This window comes from Collinsella sp. wc0583 (assembly GCF_046116915.1).
Classification (GTDB): Bacteria; Actinomycetota; Coriobacteriia; order Coriobacteriales; family Coriobacteriaceae; genus Collinsella.
In genome coordinates this window covers 252,582-273,107 of the sequence record NZ_JBJXBN010000002.1, presented here as the reverse complement: position 1 = coordinate 273,107, position 20,526 = coordinate 252,582, and the positions used below count along the sequence as shown (strand labels likewise).

General features: G+C 58.7%; 17 protein-coding genes and 1 tRNA gene. 1 reads left to right on the top strand and 17 read right to left on the bottom strand.

The features are described from left to right. Positions 1 to 95: 95 nt before the first annotated feature. The 13 genes from ACKUUJ_RS02835 to ACKUUJ_RS02775 all read right to left on the bottom strand — a co-directional run bounded on the left by ACKUUJ_RS02835 (position 96) and on the right by ACKUUJ_RS02775 (position 13,940). A complete protein-coding gene (locus ACKUUJ_RS02835) occupies positions 96 to 1,001 on the bottom strand; it encodes an adenine glycosylase (RefSeq protein ID WP_409064591.1) in 906 nt (301 codons plus the stop codon). Between the two features lie 21 nt (positions 1,002 to 1,022). Continuing rightward, positions 1,023 to 1,508, bottom strand: a complete 486-nt coding sequence (locus ACKUUJ_RS02830; RefSeq protein WP_409064590.1) for an RrF2 family transcriptional regulator — start codon at positions 1,506 to 1,508, stop codon at positions 1,023 to 1,025. Positions 1,509 to 1,867: 359 nt separating this feature from the next. Then, positions 1,868 to 1,945 (bottom strand) — tRNA-Asp (locus ACKUUJ_RS02825). A gap of 408 nt (positions 1,946 to 2,353) precedes the next feature. Beyond that, the gene (locus ACKUUJ_RS02820) at positions 2,354 to 2,821 is read right to left on the bottom strand and encodes a YfcE family phosphodiesterase (RefSeq protein ID WP_022094114.1); all 468 of its coding nucleotides are present in this window, start codon (positions 2,819 to 2,821) and stop codon (positions 2,354 to 2,356) included. A gap of 95 nt (positions 2,822 to 2,916) precedes the next feature. After that, positions 2,917 to 3,633, bottom strand: coding sequence for a LytTR family DNA-binding domain-containing protein (locus tag ACKUUJ_RS02815; protein WP_006235156.1), 717 nt, complete (start codon positions 3,631 to 3,633; stop codon positions 2,917 to 2,919). A 72-nt stretch (positions 3,634 to 3,705) separates the two neighbouring features. Further along, positions 3,706 to 5,049 carry a histidine kinase gene (locus ACKUUJ_RS02810; protein WP_409064589.1) on the bottom strand — a complete coding sequence of 448 codons (1,344 nt, stop codon included), beginning with the start codon at positions 5,047 to 5,049 and terminating at the stop codon, positions 3,706 to 3,708. Then, positions 5,046 to 6,233, bottom strand: a complete 1,188-nt coding sequence (locus tag ACKUUJ_RS02805) for a glycosyltransferase (RefSeq protein WP_409064588.1) — start codon at positions 6,231 to 6,233, stop codon at positions 5,046 to 5,048. Before ACKUUJ_RS02805 ends, ACKUUJ_RS02810 begins: the two co-directional genes overlap by 4 nt. Positions 6,234 to 6,404: 171 nt before the next feature. Further along, a complete protein-coding gene (locus tag ACKUUJ_RS02800) occupies positions 6,405 to 7,664 on the bottom strand; it encodes an MFS transporter (protein WP_225094149.1) in 1,260 nt (419 codons plus the stop codon). 101 nt (positions 7,665 to 7,765) lie between these two features. Then, positions 7,766 to 8,710: a zinc dependent phospholipase C family protein gene (locus tag ACKUUJ_RS02795; protein WP_409064587.1), complete on the bottom strand. Its 945-nt coding sequence runs from the start codon at positions 8,708 to 8,710 to the stop codon at positions 7,766 to 7,768. Positions 8,711 to 8,802: 92 nt separating this feature from the next. Then, the gene (locus ACKUUJ_RS02790; RefSeq protein ID WP_409064586.1) at positions 8,803 to 9,537 is read right to left on the bottom strand and encodes a LytR/AlgR family response regulator transcription factor; all 735 of its coding nucleotides are present in this window, start codon (positions 9,535 to 9,537) and stop codon (positions 8,803 to 8,805) included. A gap of 38 nt (positions 9,538 to 9,575) precedes the next feature. Continuing rightward, positions 9,576 to 10,967, bottom strand: coding sequence for a histidine kinase (locus ACKUUJ_RS02785; RefSeq protein ID WP_349087486.1), 1,392 nt, complete (start codon positions 10,965 to 10,967; stop codon positions 9,576 to 9,578). Between the two features lie 112 nt (positions 10,968 to 11,079). Continuing rightward, positions 11,080 to 12,357 (bottom strand): amidohydrolase family protein, encoded by a 1,278-nt coding sequence (locus ACKUUJ_RS02780; protein WP_117633809.1) that lies wholly within the window; start codon positions 12,355 to 12,357, stop codon positions 11,080 to 11,082. Positions 12,358 to 12,488: 131 nt separating this feature from the next. After that, positions 12,489 to 13,940 (bottom strand): APC family permease, encoded by a 1,452-nt coding sequence (locus tag ACKUUJ_RS02775; RefSeq protein WP_409064585.1) that lies wholly within the window; start codon positions 13,938 to 13,940, stop codon positions 12,489 to 12,491. A gap of 563 nt (positions 13,941 to 14,503) precedes the next feature. Between ACKUUJ_RS02775 and ACKUUJ_RS02770 the strand changes: the two genes are divergently transcribed. After that, a complete protein-coding gene (locus tag ACKUUJ_RS02770) occupies positions 14,504 to 15,334 on the top strand; it encodes a C39 family peptidase (protein WP_409064584.1) in 831 nt (276 codons plus the stop codon). A gap of 262 nt (positions 15,335 to 15,596) precedes the next feature. Here ACKUUJ_RS02770 and arcC read toward each other — a convergent pair whose 3' ends face one another. The 4 genes from arcC to ACKUUJ_RS02750 all read right to left on the bottom strand — a co-directional run bounded on the left by arcC (position 15,597) and on the right by ACKUUJ_RS02750 (position 20,416). Beyond that, complete coding sequence (gene arcC / locus ACKUUJ_RS02765; protein ID WP_409064583.1) at positions 15,597 to 16,559, bottom strand: carbamate kinase; 963 nt, start codon at positions 16,557 to 16,559, stop codon at positions 15,597 to 15,599. A gap of 10 nt (positions 16,560 to 16,569) precedes the next feature. Continuing rightward, positions 16,570 to 17,577 (bottom strand): ornithine carbamoyltransferase, encoded by a 1,008-nt coding sequence (argF, locus tag ACKUUJ_RS02760; RefSeq protein ID WP_409064582.1) that lies wholly within the window; start codon positions 17,575 to 17,577, stop codon positions 16,570 to 16,572. A gap of 89 nt (positions 17,578 to 17,666) precedes the next feature. Next, positions 17,667 to 18,911, bottom strand: a complete 1,245-nt coding sequence (locus tag ACKUUJ_RS02755) for an arginine deiminase (protein WP_409064581.1) — start codon at positions 18,909 to 18,911, stop codon at positions 17,667 to 17,669. A 68-nt stretch (positions 18,912 to 18,979) separates the two neighbouring features. Continuing rightward, positions 18,980 to 20,416, bottom strand: coding sequence for a YfcC family protein (locus ACKUUJ_RS02750; protein WP_409064580.1), 1,437 nt, complete (start codon positions 20,414 to 20,416; stop codon positions 18,980 to 18,982). Positions 20,417 to 20,526: the final 110 nt, after the last annotated feature.

The following is a 20,526-nucleotide window of genomic DNA, read 5'->3' as shown; positions in this document are numbered from 1 at the left end:
ACGTGCCGCCCATAGGCTTTGAGCGACCTTGTCTTTAGGATGCCCTCAAGCCGCGAATTTAAACCTTACAATCCCGTTCTTCAGATTTGAGCGGGCTACACACTCAACCAGCGATCGCCCTCGGCTCGGCAAAAGCCCTCACGCTCCAGGTCGGCTAGAATGCCCGCGACAAGCTCGCACTCGACCGGCCCGCGACCGGCTGCCGTCTCCATTTCGTTAACGCCCACCACGGCATCAGCAAGCGTTATCCCCGCCGGCCGCCCATCGCGCGCAGCCAGTAGCATGCGCACAATATGGGCGCGTTTTTGGCGACGCGAGCCCTCGAACTTGGACTGACGACTATAGCCCGCCGAGCGCCTGGACGGATTGGGCAGCATCTTCTTAAGATACGCGCCATAATCTAGCAGCGCGTAATACCACGCGCGCGGCGTGTCGGCATCGTCTTGAGGCACGGCAAAGGGCGCGATCTCATCCGCCACCGCACCGGGGGCCGCCGGACAGGCGGCTTGAATCAGCGGCACCAGCTCGCGATCGGGAACAGCCGGCACATCGGGAAAGAAATGATGCAAAAAGACCGTGCGCACGTTGGTCTCTAGATACACACCCGGAAGATCAAACGCAAACGACCGGATACCCTGCGCCGTTGCCGGGCCAATACCAGGCAGAGCGACCAAGTCACGCGTCTCACGCGGAAACTCCCCGTCCCAGTCCTCTACAACGCGCTGAGCGGCCCCGTGAAGCGCCAGAGCGCGTCGGTTGTAGCCCATGCCCTGCCAAGCGTCCAAAACATCGGAAGGCGCGGCCTGGGCAAGCGCCTGCACAGTCGGAAAGCGATCGAGCCACACCGGCATGCGCGCCTCCACACGCGGCACCTGTGTTTGCTGCAGCATGACCTCAGAAAGCCAAATGATGTACGGATCGCGTGTGCGGCGCCACGGAAGGTCGCGATAACGCAGGACCCCTTCCGAACGAATCATCGAACGAAAGGGGTCCTGAATCATGGCTATGCTCCTTATGCGGCGCTATTCCTCCCGGTAAGCGCACGCGCAGGTGGCGTACTCGGGAAACGCTTCGCGGTCGGCGAACTTGGGATCGACGGCCGGGAACTGGCGGTGAGCGACGATGTCGCCGAGCGAAACGGAATCGAGGTAGTCGCGCATCAACGCCTGAGCTCCGGCCCACAGGGGATGATAGCAGCACGCGCCCATGCGCGCACAGTCACCATCGGGCGCGGTGCAATCGTTCATAACCATAGGACCCTGAACGGCCTCGACGACCTGGCGGATAGTGACGTCGTCCGGACTGACCTTGAGACGTATGCCACCGTGGACGCCACGCAGGCTCTCCACAATACCGGCCTGGACCAAACCGTGCTGAATCGAGCGGGCAAACGAATACGGAACATTGACCTCTTCGGCAGCGGTGCGAACAGAAAGCAAACGCTCCGGATCCTCGGCAAGCATCGCCAGCATACGAAGGGCGTAATCAGTCTTCCTCGATATGTCCATTTTTCCCCTTTCAAGGAATACGAACAGCTCGAACGAGCTCCGGGGCCGAGCTTGTGTCGAGACGCTAAATGACCGCCAGGACATCCAAATGGTAAATCGGATATCCACTGAGTGCCGCGCTTGGAGCGAAATGCATCAGATGCGGCGCACAGTGCAATTTAGTATAACCTAACCCCCTGTCTCGTAGAACAGGTGTTGCGCAACAAAGCTGTTGTTCAGACAGATATACTCATTAGATTTTACTTGCGTTCCCGAAGGCGCGGGGGTTCTGGGCGAAGATGCACCAGGGCGATCGTTCTATCGAAACAAAGCGCATCAAACGCAAAAAGCCACGTCCGAAGACGTGGCTTTAATTGCGTTGGCGGGAAGTACGGGGCTCGAACCCGCGACCTCCGACGTGACAGGCCGGCGCTCTAACCAAACTGAGCTAACTCCCCAGGCAGACGTTCGCGTTTGTTTCCGCTCGCGTGCGCTGCGGGGATTAGTATACACAGAAGTCTGTCCGGCGCGCAACAACTTTTTTGAAAAATTTTTTGGGGTCATCCGGGAGGGCTTCCGGGGCTGAGGGCGGGGGTTAAGTTTGCTGCTCTACAGTCCTGCGCAAGACGGAAAGCACATTAAGTGCTTTCCTTTGCGTGCGGAACTCGCGACAAACTTAACCCCCGCCCTCAGCCCCGGAAGCCCTCCCTGCCGTCACATTATTCAACCAGTTTTGCGGGCGTGCGCCGCTGCGCGGCTAGCCCGCGTGCTCCTCGGCGGGGTTGGTCTGATTGTTTTTGTTGAAGCTCTGCCTTTGGCTCAAATGGAAACGGGGGACGCATTTGCATCCCCCGTTTTTGTTGTGGTTACTCTAGATCAATAAATTTGGTGCTTATGATCTTGCCGTCTTTGACGAGCATTCTGGCCATGGTGGGGCCTCGGGTGCCTCTGGGGTAGCTGGCGCTGCCCGGGTTGAGGACTAAGCAACGGCCCACTTGGGCTTCTTTGGTTACGTGGGTGTGGCCGTTGATGGCTACGTCTACGGATCCCACCGGAAGGTCTTCGCGGTAGTGGGCTACGGCGAATTTGAGGCCTTCGTAGGTAAAGAGTGCAAGACGGTCTACATCGGGACCGTAGTCGCGGTAGTAATCGTTGTTGCCCAGTACGGCCCGCACGGGGGCGATGGTGCATAGGTGCTCGTAGTCCATCTCTGACGTGAGGTCGCCAGCGTGGATAATCAGGTCTGCGCCCTCAAGCTCATCCAAGAGCGCAGGCGAAAGATAGCCGTGGGTGTCCGAGATGATGTCGATGCGCTTGGCGCTTGCACTGTTCATGGGATCCCTTCCGCAAAAAACGATTCGGCAGATACATACAAAAAGGCCCCACGGCTCCGCAGACGATGGGTCTACAGGGCTGCGGGGCCAGTGTGCTAGAGACTCAGAGCCTTCTTAAGCGGCACGACGCGGCGGCGCGAAACCGGCACGCGTTCGTCGACGCCCGTAATGCCCAGCTGGATGGCGCCCGAGGGCACCGTCTCGACGTCCGTAACGCACGCCAAGTTGACGATATAACGGCGGTGAACACGGAAGAAGCCAAAGTCGCAGAGCTTGGCCTCAAACTGCGCCAGCGAGGTCGTCGACAAAAAGCGATCATCGACGGTATAGATGCAGGAGTAATCGTCCTTGGCCATGATAAAGCGAATGTCGTCCACGGGAATGAGCACCTTGCGGCCGCCCTTTTCCACCGGGATACGCTCGATGGTCACCTTGCTGTCCGTTACCGGCTTGGCGCGTTGCATGACCTTCTCGATCGCGCGATCCAAGCGAGCTTCTTCGACCGGCTTCATCAGATAATCGACGGCATCCACGTCGAATGCCTCGACCGCATGGTCACTATACGCAGTCACAAACACGATCGCCGGCGGATTTTTGAGCTTATGCAGCGCCTCGGCAAGTTGCAGGCCCGAGGCACCGGGCATCGAGATATCGAGAAACACGACATCCACGCGACTTTCCATAAGCATCTCGATGGCGGAGCGGACGCTCGACGCCTCCGTGATCGTGCCGATCTTGCCCGTTTGCTCGAGCAGGAAGCGAAGCTCCGAGCGAGCCGGCGCCTCATCATCCACAATCATCGCACGCAGCATAGGGATAAAACCTTTCGTCAACTAACTACGCCGGGCATCCGTCGCATGACGTTGAGCCCGTAGCCTTTTATTTTACTCTTGAATGTCAAAGATGCTCTCTGACAAATCAAGATGAAGGAGCACTTTGGTGCCCTTGCCCGGCGCCGATTCGACACGCGTATAGGAGTGCGGCCCATAAAAGCGATGGATGCGCTCCGAAATATTGTGCATGGCCACACCGGCGCCGCCACCCTGGGGAGAGCTGGCGTCGGGACGGGCAGAGCGCTCGTCAAACAGTCTGGCGGCGGTACCCTCATCCATGCCCACGCCATCATCGGCCACGGCAATCAAGATTGCATCCTCGCCGTCTTGGTGAACGGTCACGTCGATCCTCAGGGCGTCGTCATCGCCCATACCATGACGTACGGCGTTCTCGACAATCGGCTGGATCACGAACGCCGGCACCAGCGTATCTTCCACGTCCTCGGACACATCGAACGTCGCAAGCACGCGATCCTCGCCAAAGCGGGCCTTCTCAAAGGTAAGGTAGCGCTTGGTCTGTGCGACCTCGCGCGAGACCGGAATAAGCGATCCCGAGTTGTCGAGCGTGGCACGATAGAACGATGAGAACTCACGAAGCAGTTCGCGGGCCCGCAGCGGGTCGGTGCGCGTAAACGATGCAATGGTGTTCAGCGTGTTGAACAGGAAGTGCGGGTTAATCTGCGCCTGCAGCGCACGCACCTCGGCGCGCGCTGTGAGTTCCTTTTGCACCTCGAGCTCGTGGATGGCGAGCTGCGTGGACAAGATCTCGGCAAAGCCCGAGGCAAGCGCGTACTGGGTACGGTCGACGGCGCGCGGGGTCTTGTAGTAGAACTTGAGCGTGCCGACGGTACGATCGCCCACCTTGATGGGGGCGATAATGCCGGCGGGGACTTGGTTGTGCGAGCCATCCGAGCCCACGACATCCACCATACGGTTGAACGACTGCACGATGCCATGTTCGATAACGTAGCGTGTGGCAAGCGTGTGGATGGGAGAATCTGGCAGTAGTTTTTCCTCAAACTCGCCCGCGCAGGCCAACACGTTGCCCTCGTCGGTGATGGCCACCGTCATGGCGCGCGTCTCGGGCAGGATACGCCGGCACACCAAAAGCGCCGATTCCTGCGTCAGACCGCCCTTAATGTCCTCGAGCATGGCCGAGGCCACCGAGAGCGTCTCCTCGGTGTACTGGGAGCGCACCGAATCGGGATTGAGCGTCAAAAAGATAAAGATGCACAGAAAGATGCACAGCAGCGCGCAGGCAATCACCGTGGCGATCGGCTCGATACCGGTCACCAAGGCAAAAATAAAGTACACCAGCACGCAAATGGCGCAGGCAACGGCAATGATGCGAAAGATTGATATTGAACTATCGCGCTGGGCGCGGCGGTCGATCATTCGGCCCCCTCCAGGATACTGATCAGTTGTGCGTCACGCCAAAGCCCGTCCATGATCTTGGGCCAAAAGCTCTGGAAACGCAGGTAGCTTGCAGCGTTTTGGCGCGCATAGGCCTTTGCCTCGCCGATACCATGGCGCCAAATGCGCAGGTAGCCCTCATGCTCGCGGGTAAACACGCTGCGGACCATAGCGGTCTTGCGCACGCGGTCGTCGAGCTCGCGCGAAATCCACGGGCCCGGGTAGGGCATGAGCGATGCCGCCGTAACGGGAATGAGCTCCTTTTGATGCGCGGCGAATGTCAACTTGGCCCGTTCGTAGTACCAACGGTATACATCCTGCATAAAGCGCGGTGAGCGCTTTTCGGACTCCGGAGGCAGATGGCGCACGGTCCACTCGTTATCGAACCACACGTCGTAGCCAAACATGCGCATGTTAAAGAGGTAATCCAAGTCCTCGCCGCGGGTGATAAACGGGTCAAAGGCCACACGCGTAAAGGCGCGGGCGTGCAGGGCCATCAGGCCGCCGCACACGTAGTTGGAGCGCGAGATGCGGGTGCCCGAGAGCGCCTTTTTCATCCAACGGTTGAACTCGATGCGCTTGGTCCACCAACGATGGCAGATGCCCGCCTTGTCCGTGGGAGCCAGCGGCGAGCCGTCGCGATCGTAGAAATAGCCGCTCTTGACCAAGATCGGCAAGCCCTGACGCGTCTGCTGCCCCAACGCATAGGTCGCGCGCTTCATAAAGTCGGCGTCGATGACAGTCTCATCGTCATCCAAAAAGATAACCGCGTCATGCCCCAGCACAGCGGCACAGGCTAGCCCCATGTTGCGGATGGCACCGTAGCCTCGCAGGCTCACGCACTCGCCCGAACCCTTGGGCGCGATCTGAGCAACCCGGTCTGCGATGCGCGAGGCCTGGGTGTTGGTGACAACGGTGACCTTGAGCGTGGGATGCGCGTCGAGAATCTCGTGCACGCGCAGCGACACATCGGCTGTGGCAGAAACGGGACAGACCACCAAAAGGATGATGCGTGGGATGTTACGCACCTGCTCAAGCGAGGCCAGGCAGCGGTCGAGTTCGGGATTGTCGGCGTTGAGTCGCGTCGAATGGTCATAAGTGCCAGGGGCGTTTGCGCAAGCGTCATCGCCCGCCCAATACGTTGGAATCACGACTGTGGCGTTCATGCCTTACCCTCCCTGCAACACAAAAACGGGACGCCGCCAAACACAGGCGACGCCCCGCGACCTAGCTGATTCCATCATACCCACTTGGGCAAATCATTGCTCGCAAGTCGCAATGTTTATTGCGGATAACCCCAAAAGAGTACCGTGGACAGGCACAATAGCCGCTCGCTCCTATGCGGCATGCCCTGCCGCCCGAGTCATGCGGGACAGGCGGACCAGCAGCATAAAGCCAACGACCAGCAGCACACCAATGGAAAGGACGCCCAGCGACGGGTTGCCGGTCAGCGAGGTGACGACCGACACCAGGAAGGTGCCCATGACGCTTGCATAGCGACCGAAGATGTCAAAGAAGCCGTAGTACTCGTTGGACTTTTCCTTGGGGATAATGCGGCCAAAGTAGCTACGGCTAAGCGCCTGCACGCCGCCCTGGAACAGGCCGACCATAATGGCAAGCACCCAAAACTCAAAGGCGGTCTTTAGGAAGAACGCGGCGAACAGCACAATGCCCATGTAGGCGGCGACTGCCACCAAGATCATGTTGAGCGTGCCCACGCGTCCGGCGAGCTTGCCGTAGATGATGGCGGACGGAAAGGCCACGAACTGCGTGACGAGCAGCGCCAGCACCAGCTGCGTCGAATCGATGCCCAAGGCCGATCCGTAACTGGTGGCCATGGAAATGACCGTGTGCACACCGTCGATATAGAAGAAGAACGCGATCATGTAGACCAGCACGGTCTTGTTGTGGGCGATCTCGCGCATGGTGTGTCCGACCTCGGAGAACACACCGCCCACGATGTGGCCGATAGTGTCCTCGGGACCGCGCTCGCGACCGTACTTTTGCTTATAGGTGCGAATGAGCGGCAGGGTAAAGATGAGCCACCAGGCACCAGTGATGATAAACGACAGACGCGTTGCCAGCATGGTGGGGACGCCAAGAGCGGGGCCGCCCATGATGAGCGCCAGGCAGATGACGAACGGCACGGTGGAACCGATGTAGCCCCAGGCATAGCCCGAGCTGGACACGGCGTCCATGCGCTCGTCGGTGGTAATGTCGGGCAGCATGGCGTCGTAGAACGTCATAGAAGAGTTAAGGCCGATGGTGCACAGCACGTACACGGTCAAAAATGCCATGGCGGACATTGGGATAGCCTGCGCCAGGCAAAGCACCAGGCCCGTGAGGAAGAAGCCCAAGAAGAACTTGATCTTGTTGCCGGCGTAGTCGGCAAGCGCGCCCAGAATGGGCATGAGCATGGCGATGACCAGCGAGGCAATCGTCTGCGCATTGCCCCAGGCGACCACCAGGTCGGCCGAAGAAGCGCCGGTATTGATGGCGTTAAAGTAAATGGGCACCACCGAGGTATTGAGCAGCACGAGGGCCGAATTGCCCACATCATACATAACCCAGTTACGCTCGAGCTTGGTGTATTTCATGGACAGGGACCCTTCGTATTCGCCCGATATGCAGTTAGTTCATCGTACCCCAATTGTCCAGAACCGCCGGTAAGGATTCGGCAAAGGGGCACGCACGGGCCCTATTCCTCGCGGTCGAACTCCTCATCGGCATTGAGCACGCGACCGCTGTAGTTGACGTGGCCGGTCACGGCATCCATGTCACCGGTCTCGATAAAACGTGCGACCGTGCACTCGTAATCGACCAGCGCGCGATCAAAGACCTCGGGGAAACTCTCGTTCGAGACCTCGTCGGTAAAGGGATTCTTCCATGTCAGATGGCCCAGGTTACCGGTGCGCTCGGGCAACTCCGTCGTCACGCGATGAGCAAGGCCGTCGAGCAGCGAGTAATCGTGCACCAAGCCCTCAACCAGCGAGATCGCGCGCGTCTTTGCGGAGCCGGCCGGCTCAATCGCGCGGTAAAGTCGCTGCATATTGGCAACGGCAGCACCGTACTCCCCCGCCGGAATGTCAATGCCGTACACGCGTCCGGCAACATAGCTCATCAGCACGCCGGCCACGCGATTGATGCGATCAGTGGTGACGATCTCGCCCGCCGGCGGGTAATCGTCAACCGTAGCGCCATCGCGTTTAAGCTGCAGCATCAGCACATCCAGGTCGCTCTCGATCACGGCATGGACCTGACTGCTCGAATCCTCAAGCTCTGAATCGGACTCGACAATGCCAAACTGCTGCTCATAGACAAAGGGATGAGCGTTGCGGTCGAGCACGTAATGAGACAGCAGGCCCAGCGCAAAGGCGCGACCCAAGCTGGCGTCGCGCGGCAGCAGATGCGACACGCCGTCGCGTAGGCACGCGAACTGGCGAGACATGCGCGACCGATGCATGACCTGCGCCAGCAGCGTGCAGTCGGAAACACGCGGTGTCAGAATGTGAAAGAAGAACGGGTCGGGGCCTTGGTTGCCCAAGATAAAGGCAATGCGCTCTTCATCGGACGTGATGACGCCCTGTGGAAGACGGTCGATGCTTTCCTCGCCAAACAGATGATGGGTGATAAGCGCGGGCATAATGATCCTTTCGATTTCATTCGATGCCACCCATTATGCCCACCGCGCGCCCATGCCAAACCTGCGATGGTAAACGACGGCATGCAGACCGTCTACGCAAGCCCCAAGTGTGCTTTAACCTCGGCGGCACGACGACGGGACACCGGCACCGTCGAGTTCACGCGGTCGAGCCTGAGCTCCATCAACCCCGTGGAGCCAATCTCAACATTGTGCACGTCTTCCAAATTGACCAGGTAGCTGCGATGAACGCGAATAAAGCCCTCGGAGTCCAGGCGACGCTCGAGCGAAGAGATCGACTCATTGATCAGGTACGTTCCCTCGGCGCAGATGGCGTTGCAAAAATCGGCGCGCGCCTCAAAGTAGCAGACGTCTGCGGCGGGAATGAACACCTTTTTGCCCCCGCGGTCCACCGTCAGACGCAAAGGCTGGCGCGGAGCATGGATAACACGACGGGCACCCAAGGCTGTCTCGATCTTGTCGAGTGCCTTTGACAGGCGTGCGTCCTCGACCGGCTTGACGACATAGTCGACCGCATCGAGGTTATACGCATCGGCGGCAAATTCGGCAAACGCCGTCACAAACACAACCACCGGCGGCGTCTTTAGGTTCTGCAGCGTCTCGGCAAGCTCAATTCCCGAGCGACCGGGCATGGTAATGTCTAAAAACAGCACGTCGGGCTTGTTCGACAGAATCGACTCCACGGCTTCGGTGACATTGCCCGCCTCGGCAATCTGACCCACACGCGCATCCTTTTCCAACAGATAGCGTAGCTCAGCCCTAATGGGAGGCTCGTCATCAACCACCAAGATGTTCCAGCCTTCGGACATATGTGCTTCCCCTCTTTTTCTCTCAATCCAACCGCGTGCTACGCCGTCAACGGCGCCGGCTCATGCGGCTCGCCGTTCAGCTCGACGATGACCTGCGTTCCCACGCCCTCCTGGGACTTCACGCGCATGCCGGAATCTTCTCCGTAAAAGAAATGGATGCGCTGAAGTACGTTAAAGAGCGCCAAGCCGCAGCCTCGTTTGATGGAACCGTCGGCGGTAATGCTCTCGGGCTCCTCCAGGCGATGTTGCTCAAACAGATGCGCGCAGACTTCTTCGCTCATACCGATGCCATCGTCCTCGACGATGATCTCCAAACCGTCATCGGTCTCGAAAGCCCTAACATGAATAGAAAGCGGCTCGGTCTCGCGCTGCGCGTGCTTGATGCAGTTTTCGAGCAACGGCTGCAAGATAAACGGCGGTACCATGCAATCGCGCACCTCAAAGTCGATATCGACCGAGACGCGCAGACGACCGTCGCCATAACGAGCCTGCATAAGATTGATATAGCGAGTGCCCTGTTCCACCTCGTGCTCGAGCGTTGTGAGGGTATCGGAATCAGAAAGCGTCTGACGGTAGTAATTGGAAAAGTCAATCAGCAGCGACCTGGCCTTGTCCGGCTCGGTACGTACGAGCGACACGATGGTGCTGATGGTGTTAAACAGAAAATGAGGATCGACCTGCGATTGCAAGGCGCGCAGCTCCACGCGGGCCGTAAGCTCGTCCTGGCGCTCGAGCTCAAAGCTCGCAAGTTGCGTGGAAATGAGGTCGGCAAAGCCCGAGGCAAGCGCCGTCTGGCGCATATCGATGCTGCTCAGACGGGGATAATACAGCTCGAGCGTGCCCACGCAATGCCCGCGCACGGTAAGCGGTGCGACAATACCGGCGCGCAGGCGCGGAAAGTAGCCACCCGTCTCGGTCGAGGCATCGCGCGAGAACACGCTTTGCTCGCCGCTGTTGATCACGTTGAGCGTAGTCCGCAGTACCACCGGGGTGCCCGCGGGGCATTTTGCCGAGTCCTCGCCCCAGCTCGCCAACACCTGCTTGCCGTCGGTAAAGCAGATGGCAGAGGCGATAGTTTCAGACAGGATGATCTTAGAGGCGCCCAAGGCAGCTTCGGGCGTAAGGCCGCGCGACGTATAGGCGAATATTTTTGAAGCGATGGCGAGCGTGCGGTCGGTTGCGCTCGATGTGAGGTCGTCGGGAACGACAAAGACGTACGAGAAGAAGAAGCACAGCATGACCAAGCCGGCAATGACGACAACGGCCGGAACGGGATTGGGATTATCGGTTAGATCCCAGATGAGCAGCAGGATAAGCAGCGGGACGACAATACCGAGCAAGATGGCTTGAACCACATGCTGAGCGGTACGAAAGACCTTGGTAGAGTTGTAGCTCTTGCCTAGAATCAGCCTATTGAGATCCACCGTCATCTCCTTCTTACTGACGCACCCCATAGCAATAAAGAGGGCCGCAAGCGACCCTCTCCATTGCATTATGCAATCAAATACTGTGTTTTACATCAAGCCATCGATGAACGGTAGCTTAGGCGCTGTACTTGTTTGCCTCGCCGAAGGTGCCGGCCTCGACAATCCAGCCGTCCTTCATGATGACGTCCATGTTGTCAGTGTTGAGCACGTGGATGTCGGCAGCGACGTCACCGTTGACGACCAGCAGGTCGGCGCACTTGCCGGCCTCGATGGAACCGGTCTCGTCCTCGATGTGGCACATCTTGGCACCGTTGAGGGTTGCACAGGTGATGGTCTCGACCGGGGTGAAGCCGATCTTGTCGACGAACTCGTACATCTCCTCGATGGAGCAGGTGCCGTACGGGGTGACGAAGGAGAAGGAGTCGGAGCCGATCGTCATGACGACGCCGCGCTTCTTAGCCTCGCGCAGGCAGTCGTAGTTGCGCTGCAGCTCCTTCTCGACCAGGGTGCCCTCGTACTTGTCGTGCAGCTCGGGGACGTAGACGGGCGGATAGGTGGCGTACCAGGTGGGCAGGAAGGCGATCGTCGGGGTGAAGAAAGTGCCCTGCTCGGCCATGAGGTCCATGGTGCGCTCATCGATATCGAAGCCGTGAATCAACTGCTCGCAGCCAAAGCGAACGGAATCGTAGGCAGCGGCGTGGTTGTTGTAGCAGTGGCTCCACACGGGGATGCCGACCATCTTGGCCTCTTCGACCACGGCCTGAATCTCCTCGGAGCAGTAGTGCTGGTCGCGGCCGGAGTCCCAGCGCCAGATGCCGCCACCGGTAGCCCAGATCTTGATGGCATCGGGGTTCTCGCGCAGGCGACGACGGACGGCCTTGCGCAGATCCCAAGGACCGTCGACCTGATCGCCCCAGGGGTGCGATTCCTTGTTGAGCTCCTGGCTGCAGTGGTGGGAGTCGCCGTGGCCGGCAACGCGGCAGAAGCCAAGGCCGGTGGCCAGAACGCGCGGGCCCTTGAAGACGCCCTTGTCGATGCAGTCACGGATCTGGATACCAAAGCGGCCGATCTCGCAGACGGTGGTGAGGCCGTGGGTGAGGCAGTCGTAGGCCTGCTTGACGGCGACGGCCTGCTTCTCGAGGAGCGGCTGCATGACCCAGTCGGTGTCATCGTCGGTCAAGTTGCCCGAGAAGTGCAGGTGGGTGTCGATCAGGCCGGGAAGGACGGTCTTGCCGGCGGCGTCGATGACCTCAACGCCCTCGGGAAGGTCCTGCATGGCGCCGGCGTACTCGATCTTGCCGTTGTCGTCGACGAGAACGAGGGAGTTCTCGACCGGCTCGGCACCGGTACCGTCGATGAGCTTACCGCCAACGATTGCATACTTAGTGGACATGGTTCCTCCTTATGGATCCATATAGTGGGCGAGGCCGTGTTGGGTTAAGGCCTCACAAAGCTACCCAAGTGGCGCCGGGTTCGGTGCGCGGAAGAGAGGGTCCCGCGCACCTGATCCGCCCCGGCTAGGCGTTACTTTTTGCGGGAATTGGTGAAAGCCATGAGGGCCAGGCCAATAGCCAACCAGCCGATCACGATGCTCCACTCCACCATGTTGAGGGAGGCGGGAGAGAACGGAATCACGAGCAGGCCGATGATGATGGCGCAGGCAGCGATAGCGAGGCCGATGCCAAACTTACCGCCGGGCACCTCGTAGGGACGAGGCAGGTCGGGCTCGGTGAAGCGCATGCGCAGGCAAGCGAGGGCGACCATGTCGCAGGAGAAGATGAAGGCGAGAGCCGACACGTTGGTCAGAGGGATGAGCATGTTCTTGCCCAGGAACGGACCGACGACGGTGATGACGCCCAGAACGACGCAGGCGAGCTTGGGAGCGCCGGACTTGGGGTCGACCTCGGCGAACTGCTCGGGCAGCTGGCCCTTGCGGCCCATGGCGAGCATGATGCGGCTCGTGGCGCCGTAGAAGGAGTTCATCGGGCCCATGGGTCCAAGCGTGGCGATGACGAGCATGGCCAGGTACAGGAGCATGTTGATGCCCTTGAGGCAGGCAAGCGCGGGAACCGGGCTCTTAACAAACTCATGCCAGTCGAGGATGGTGCCGAACGAGTAGATGCAGACCATGTAGAAGCCGCCGGCGGCCAGCAGGGCCAGGGAGATGATCTTGCCGAACTTGTTCCAGTTGAGGCCCTCGGCTGCTTCCTCAGCCTGCTGAGGAATGGTGTCGAAACCGGCGTAGAAGAACGGAGTCAGAACCAGGACCGACACGATGCCGGCGAACAGGCTGGTGCTCTCGGTAGCGGCCTTGCCGCCGCCAGCGCCGGCAACCTGGGAGAACACAGGCATGGCATTGTCCGGCGAGCCGGTGAACAGCGAGACGCCCATGGCGAGCAGCATGCCGCAGAGCAGGGCCTTGGTCAGGAAGGCCTGGAGCTTGGCGGCCGAGCTGGCACCGCGGAAGTTGAGGAAGATGACGTAGACTGCAAAGCCGAGCGCAATCAGCGTCGGGAACAGGTAAACGTCGGCGCCCAGGATGGTGTAGAGCTTGACGGCGCGCAGCCACTCAAGGCCGGGCAGGCTGCCGAACATCTCGGACACGAGGGTCGAAATGGCGATGGCCTCCCACGGGCACAGGATGCCGTTGCCCAGGGCCAAAAGCCATCCGGTGATGTAGCTCAGCGTACGGCCAAAGCTACGATCGACATACTCGACAATGCCACCCGAGATGGGGATAGCAGCCGTGAGCTCACCGAAAACAGCTCCGACGGGCACGAGGAAGATTGCACCCAAGAGGAATGCGATCATAGCGGGAACGGGACCGCCGCCCACGACCATCCAGTCGCCGACCTGCAGAACCCAACCGGTACCGATGATGGCACCGAAACCGATGGTGAAGAAGTTCCAGAGCGAAAGCGTTTTCTTCATGCCGCCGTTATCCTCGACTGCAACTTCTGCGTTCTTGTCCGCCATTGTTCCCCTCCTTTCCTTTTTGACGCCCTTGGCGTCACCCCTTGCGCGGTCCGTTTTGCCGCGCGCTTTTATTCCGTGGCTTTAAGATACGGCCTTGGCACAGCAGCTCCGCTTGTAGCTCGACCGATGGCAGAACTGCAAAACGAGCGGCGCCATTTTTGGGACGAACGGCACAGTTTGCAGCCCATTGTTGCCGCCCGCCCGACGGGCGTACGCTCATCGGACGCATATAGAGATGTTTTTGAGGCCGTGTGTTTTGCGCCTTTCGTACCGTTTACCGAGCTTTTGACGCGCAGACCCCTTTGTTGCACATCTTTTTTGTAGGATAGACAGGTTATACATGAGACAAGGCGGTACGAATGGCATACGGATACAACGACGGTGATCAACGGCGACAAAGTGTTCGCCTTGCTGGCCGTACCACGCCGACGCCCAGAAGGGCCACGAGCAGCAATCCGCAACGCCCTCAAGAGCAACCCAGACCTTCGTCTCGGCAGCAGACAAGCAGAGCACGGCAGAGCGGCCGTCCGAGTACGGCCACAAGCGCGCAGCAAGATAGCCGCTTGGGCGCGCGCACTCGACAGCGTCAGGCCGAGGTTCCGCAACTGCGCCGCAACGGCGCACGTCAGCCCGGCATCCATATCAACCGCTTCTTTTCGCATCCCCAAGGCGGACGCGACGGCAAGCCTTACCGCTCGACATCGTACGTGAATGCCCCCGCCCTGTCAGCTCGTCGACTTCGCCTCGCACTGTGCTCTATCCTCACCTGTCTGGTCTTTGTGCTTATGAGCTCCTGTATCTCCCACGGCTCGGCCGGCCTCGATCCAACCGCCGAGGATAAGCTGCTCAAGGCCCCGGTCGCGCCCGGCTATTCGTTTGCGTTTTCGACCCCGCGTTCGCAGTGGCAAGCCGGCACCATGCCCCACATCTATCAGATTGACCCGGCATGGTCGGAGCTGCCCTACGCCGGCGGTACCATCCGCCAAAATGCCTGCGGCCCTACCTGTCTTACCATGGTCTACATCTATAAGACCGGCCACACCGATATGACGCCGGTCGATATGTGCGCTCTTTCCGAGGCGGGCAACTATGCCCCCACCGGCGCCACCGAGTGGTCGTTTATGACGAGCGGCGCATGGCAGCTGGGCCTTAACGGAACTGAGCTCCATATCGATCGCAGCTCCATCACCCAGGCGCTGCGCTCGGGCGCGCCCATCATCGCATCGGTTCGTCCCGGCACCTTTACCAGCGTTGGACACTATATCGTGCTCTGGGGCATCGACGATGCCGATCAAGTGGGAGTCTACGACCCCAACTCGCAAAGCCGCGGCGCCCGCCGCTGGGGCGTCGTAGAAGTCCTCAACGAAATCGAAGCCATGTGGGCCTACTACTAGTCATTGGGGACAGACTTAAATGACTGGCCACTGGGGACGGCCTTTGCAGACGACCGCTCGCACTGTCGAAAAGAACTGTCCCAAGATGCCGGCAGAAAGGAACGTCCCCAAGTGCTGGGTTTCCGCGGTCTGCAATGCTTCTCATGAACAGCCACCTCAATAGCAAAAGCCCCGCAGTCGGAGCGGACTGCGGGGCTCATGAAGAGAGGCTAGTTTGTGGGCGCTTTGCCTGGCGCCCACGAGAGATGCAACAGAGTAGAGACTACTCGTGGATGCGGGTACCGGAGAGGCCGGCCATGGTCTCGGCGGCCTTGTCCAGAGCACCGATGATGCAGGTGCGGCCCTTGCGGGAACGGGCGAACTTGATGGCAGCGCGGACCTTGGGCTCCATGGAACCCTTGCCGAACTGACCCTCGTCGGCCAGGCGCTCGGCCTCGTCGGCGGTGAGCTCCTCGAGCTCCTCCTGGTTGGGCTTGCCAAAGTTGATGGCGACATGCTCAACGGCGGTCAGCAGGAACAGAACGTCGGCGTCGCAGTCCTCAGCCAGCAGCTCGCCGCCCAGGTCCTTGTCGATGACGGCGGGAACGCCCTTGTAGCAGCCCTTGTTCTCGTAGTCGCGGACGACGGGGATGCCGCCGCCACCGCAGGCGATGACGATGAACTCGTTGTCGAGCAGGTTGAGGATGGAGTCAGCCTCGACGATCTTCTTGGGATCGGGGGAAGCGACGACGCGACGCCAGCCGCGGCCGGAATCCTCGACGAAGACCTTGGAGGGATCCTCGGCCATGAACTCCTTGGCCTGCTCCTCGGTATAGAAGGGGCCGATCGGCTTGGTCGGGTTCTTGAACGCGGGATCATCCGGGTCGCACTCGATCTGGGTGACGACGGTGGCGGCGTGCCAACGCTTATAGCGCTTGTGCATCTCGCGGCCGATGCCCTGCTGCAGGTGATAACCAATGTAGCCCTGGGACATGGCGCCGCACTCGGGCAGCGGCATCTCGGGGGTGCCGATGGCGTCGTGGGCAGCGGCGAAGGCGTTCTGGATCATGCCGACCTGCGGGCCGTTGCCGTGGGTGATGATGATCTCGTTGCCCTGCTCGATCAGGCCGAGGAGAGCGTGAGCGGTGTTGCTCACGGCCTCGATCTGCTCAACGGGGTTGTTGCCGAGGGCGTTGCCGCCAAGGGCGACGACGATACGATCGGGCTTACCGTAGGGTTTGGACATGCGTGCCTCCTTATCGAAGAGTAGCGTACATCACGGCTTTAATGGTATGCATGCGGTTCTCTGCCTCTTGGAAAACGCGAGACTTATCGGACTCGAAGACCTCGTCGGTGACCTCCATCTCGGTTACGCCGAACTTCTCCGCGATTTCCGCTCCGATGGTGGTCTTGGTATCGTGGAAGCTCGGGAGACAATGCATGAAGATAGCGTTGGGGTTTGCCTTCGCCATGACCTCCGAGGTTACGCGGTACGGGGAGAGCAGCTTGATACGGCTCTTCCAGAGCTCCTCAGCCTGGCCCATGCCAACCCAGACATCGGTATAAATAACATCGGCATCCTTTACGCCTTCATCGATGTTGTCAGTAAGCTGAATGGTGCAGCCATTTTCCTCGGCGATCTTCTGGCAAGTCTCAAGCAGCTCGGGATCAAAGTGGGTAGCACCCTCAACATCGCCCTTCGGCCCACAAGAGCAGAAGTTGATGCCGAGCTTAGCGCAGATCACCATGAGGGAATCGCTTACATTGCCCTGCTCCTTGCCGAGATAGGTCAGCTTGAGGCCACGCGTGTCACCGAATTCCTCGCGCATCGTAAGGATATCCGCCAAAGCCTGGGTCGGGTGATACTCATTGGTGAGACCATTCCACACGGGAACGCCGGCTTTATCGGCAAGCTCCTCAACAATGGACTGGTCAGAGCCACGGTACTCGATACCGTCGTACATGCGACCAAGCACGCGGGCGGTATCCTCAATGGACTCCTTTTTGCCCATCTGCGACGAACCGGGATCAAGGTAGGTTACACCTAAGCCAAGATCCATGCCGCCCACCTCGAAAGCGCAGCGCGTACGCGTCGAGGTCTTTTCAAACAGCAGAACGATGTTCTTGCCCTCAAGATAACGATGGGGGGCGCCCATGCGCTTGAGATTCTTAAAGTCCTTCGAAAGCTCGAGCATATACTCGATCTCCTCGGTAGTGAAATCGAGCAGGGTCAGAAAACTACGACCAGAAAGATTCAGTGCCATGGTGGGTTCCTTTCATTATTAACCTAATTGATTGATGAGTGCGCGGCGCGCGAGGGACGCGCATCCGCGCATCTCGGACCAGAACGGAATTAAATCTCTTCGCGCCAGAACGGCATGGTCATGCAGCGCGGGCCACCACGACCACGAGACAGCTCTTCGGAAGGAGCAACCAGCAGCTCAACGCCCGCCTTATAAAGCGCATCATTGGTAACAACGTTGCGCTCATAGACGCACACCTTACCCGGCGCAACAGCAAGCGTGTTGGAACCATCGTTCCACTGCTCACGGGATGCCTCGATCGGATCGCCGGCACCACATTCGATCATCGTGATATGGTCGATACCGGTTGCCATTTCAAGAATCTGCTGAATCGTTCCCTCGATCTCCTCGATAAAGACCTCGCCATCCGAATCGCCCTTGGTGAGTCGATAGGCACGAAGCGTCTCGTAGATACCGGGGTAGACGGTAAACTTATCGTAATCAACCTGAGTACAAACCGTATCAAGATGCATATAGGCATAGCCGTGGGGGATCTTGATGGCAAATACCTGCTCGATCTCGGACTCTCCCGTGCCCCAGAACAGATTCTTGGCAAGCTGGTCGATGGCTGCGGTCTGGGTACGCTCGGAAATACCGATTGCAAGCGTGGTGGCGTTAATGTTCAGAACGTCGCCGCCTTCGATATGCCAATCGCTATTGTGGTCGTACCAAAGCGGAGCCCCAGCATAATCAGGATGGTGGCGCATGATCGTCTCATAGAATACGACCTCACGGTTGCGCTGATGCCAGTACATGCGGTTCATCATCGCGCCCTTGCCGACCACAGCGATCGGATCACGCGAGAAGTAGGAGGCGGGCATCGGGAACAAGACCATTTCGTCGGGCTTCAGCTCGTCGCTATCCATGCTCGCAAGGGAACCGCTCACATGCGGAATCTCGAGATCGCGTACGTAGAGGCCGCCCATAGCGGTAAGGACAAACTCTTTGTTGTCCTTGATGGAGTCGAGCTTCTCCACGACTGCCTGACGAAGTGCCAGATTCTCGATCTTGGCCTCGGGAACGAACTTGCTCATAAACTCGGCACGAGAACCCTCAACCTGATCGAAAGTCTCGGCAAGCAAGTCCTCCATATAAACGACCTCGGCGCCGGCACCGCGAAGAAGATCAGTAAACTCGTCATGCTCTCGCTGGGCATACTCGAGATAAAACGCGTCATGAATCCAGGCGCGCTCAAAATCCTCCGCCTTCATGTTTACCAGGTCCAAGCCCGGTCGGTGCACGCATACCTTCTTGAGGGCACCAATTTCACTATGAACGTTCAGACCTTTACTCATCATCGTTCCTTTCTGGATTAGAGCTCAATAGTTATTGCAACGGCTTTCAAAGTTGTCGTTTTCGCTTGCTAGACAATCGGAAGCAGACCGGATACCGCGGTAAATACGAGACAGACCGCACTGACCACAAGGAAGAACTTCCAGGAAACTCGCCACCACTGGCCAAGAGAGATCTTGCAAACACCAAGACCGGCGACAAGCATTGCGCTGGTGGGAGAAATCAGCGACATCGCTGCAGATCCCATCGAAAGGCCAGTAACCGCAGCTTCTGGATTTAGCCCCATGAGCTCAACCAGAGGCCCAAAGATGGGGATGGTGAGCGCCGCGATGCCCGAAGAGCTGGGAACCAGAATCGAGAGCAAGTTGTCAACGACATACAAAATGCTGGTAAAGAGAACAGGGGGGATTCCGGCAAGGCCAGTCGCAAGAGCGTTTAGGACCGTATCGATAATCAAGCCATCGTTGGCGATAACCAAAATGCCTCGAGCAAGACCGACCACGACCGCAGAGAAAACAAAGTCGCCCAAACCCTTAACAAACTCTGTAGCAATCTCCTTCTCGCTCATGCCCGATACGATGCCAGACAGGAGCGCCATAGCCATAAAGACTGCAGAGATCTCGTTCATATACCAGCCCTGGGTGACAAGACCCCAGACAATGGCGACGATTCCAAGCACGAATACGATGATTACGGCCTTCTGGCGCCCGGTGAAATCGGCTTCGAGCAGCTCGTCATTTGATGCATGCTCTTTGCGCTTCTCGATATCATCAGCGTAAGCAATCGAGGACTCGGGGTTCTTCTTCACCCTTCGAGCGTACAACACGACCCAGGCAATAGCGATGGCGGTCAGCACAACAAGGGCAACAACGCGAAGCCAGAGCTGGGGATTACCCTGGATATTCAGAATTCCCTGAGCAATCAAAACATTGAAGGGGTTGACCGTCGATGCGATATAGCCAATACGGGCGCCAACGAACACGATCATAAAGGCCGTAATGGAGTCATATCCCATAGCCATAACAATCGGCAGCAAGATGGCAAAAAATGGAAGGGTCTCCTCCGCCATGCCGAACGTGCTACCGCCCAGCGCAAAAACCGCCATCAAAATCGGAATAATCAGGATGTCTTTACTCTTGAACTTCTTAACGATGCGCGCCACGCCGCTGGTGATAGCTCCAGTGGCAGTAATGACCTGAAAGGATCCGCCGACAATCAGAATAAAGGCAACGACCTCAACTGCCTGCTGAATTCCCACCGCAGGAGCCTCGAGCACATCGAACAGGCCTTGCTTCAGGTCAACCTCAGCGCCGTCTTCGTCCGCATAAACCTTTTCAACGGACTCATATGTTCCGGCAACAGTGACCTCGCGTCCGTTGAGCTCCTGCCTCTCAAACGAGCCGGAGGGAACGATCCACGTAAGAGCTGCGGTCAACACCATGAGAATGAAGATAATGGTGTAGACGTGCGGAATTCGTAGCCCACGTTTCTTTTGCACTTCGGCCATTATGCCTCCTTTAGTTTGCAGGTTTTCGATACGAGCTTTTCGCCGGCAACCTTATTATTCGGTTTTCACGCCAGTTGACATTAGATATTTATGCGAATGGATAGTATTAA

Excerpts from the sequence above, each read along its gene's own strand:
- ACKUUJ_RS02835 (WP_409064591.1), bottom strand. The coding sequence starts at position 1,001 with ATGATTCAGGACCCCTTTCGTTCGATGATTCGTTCGGAAGGGGTCCTG.
- ACKUUJ_RS02830 (WP_409064590.1), bottom strand. The coding sequence starts at position 1,508 with ATGGACATATCGAGGAAGACTGATTACGCCCTTCGTATGCTGGCGATG.
- ACKUUJ_RS02820 (WP_022094114.1), bottom strand. The coding sequence starts at position 2,821 with ATGAACAGTGCAAGCGCCAAGCGCATCGACATCATCTCGGACACCCAC.
- ACKUUJ_RS02815 (WP_006235156.1), bottom strand. The coding sequence starts at position 3,633 with ATGCTGCGTGCGATGATTGTGGATGATGAGGCGCCGGCTCGCTCGGAG.
- ACKUUJ_RS02810 (WP_409064589.1), bottom strand. The coding sequence starts at position 5,049 with ATGATCGACCGCCGCGCCCAGCGCGATAGTTCAATATCAATCTTTCGC.
- ACKUUJ_RS02805 (WP_409064588.1), bottom strand. The coding sequence starts at position 6,233 with ATGAACGCCACAGTCGTGATTCCAACGTATTGGGCGGGCGATGACGCT.
- ACKUUJ_RS02800 (WP_225094149.1), bottom strand. The coding sequence starts at position 7,664 with ATGAAATACACCAAGCTCGAGCGTAACTGGGTTATGTATGATGTGGGC.
- ACKUUJ_RS02795 (WP_409064587.1), bottom strand. The coding sequence starts at position 8,710 with ATGCCCGCGCTTATCACCCATCATCTGTTTGGCGAGGAAAGCATCGAC.
- ACKUUJ_RS02790 (WP_409064586.1), bottom strand. The coding sequence starts at position 9,537 with ATGTCCGAAGGCTGGAACATCTTGGTGGTTGATGACGAGCCTCCCATT.
- ACKUUJ_RS02785 (WP_349087486.1), bottom strand. The coding sequence starts at position 10,967 with ATGACGGTGGATCTCAATAGGCTGATTCTAGGCAAGAGCTACAACTCT.
- ACKUUJ_RS02780 (WP_117633809.1), bottom strand. The coding sequence starts at position 12,357 with ATGTCCACTAAGTATGCAATCGTTGGCGGTAAGCTCATCGACGGTACC.
- ACKUUJ_RS02775 (WP_409064585.1), bottom strand. The coding sequence starts at position 13,940 with ATGGCGGACAAGAACGCAGAAGTTGCAGTCGAGGATAACGGCGGCATG.
- arcC (WP_409064583.1), bottom strand. The coding sequence starts at position 16,559 with ATGTCCAAACCCTACGGTAAGCCCGATCGTATCGTCGTCGCCCTTGGC.
- argF (WP_409064582.1), bottom strand. The coding sequence starts at position 17,577 with ATGGCACTGAATCTTTCTGGTCGTAGTTTTCTGACCCTGCTCGATTTC.
- ACKUUJ_RS02755 (WP_409064581.1), bottom strand. The coding sequence starts at position 18,911 with ATGAGTAAAGGTCTGAACGTTCATAGTGAAATTGGTGCCCTCAAGAAG.
- ACKUUJ_RS02750 (WP_409064580.1), bottom strand. The coding sequence starts at position 20,416 with ATGGCCGAAGTGCAAAAGAAACGTGGGCTACGAATTCCGCACGTCTAC.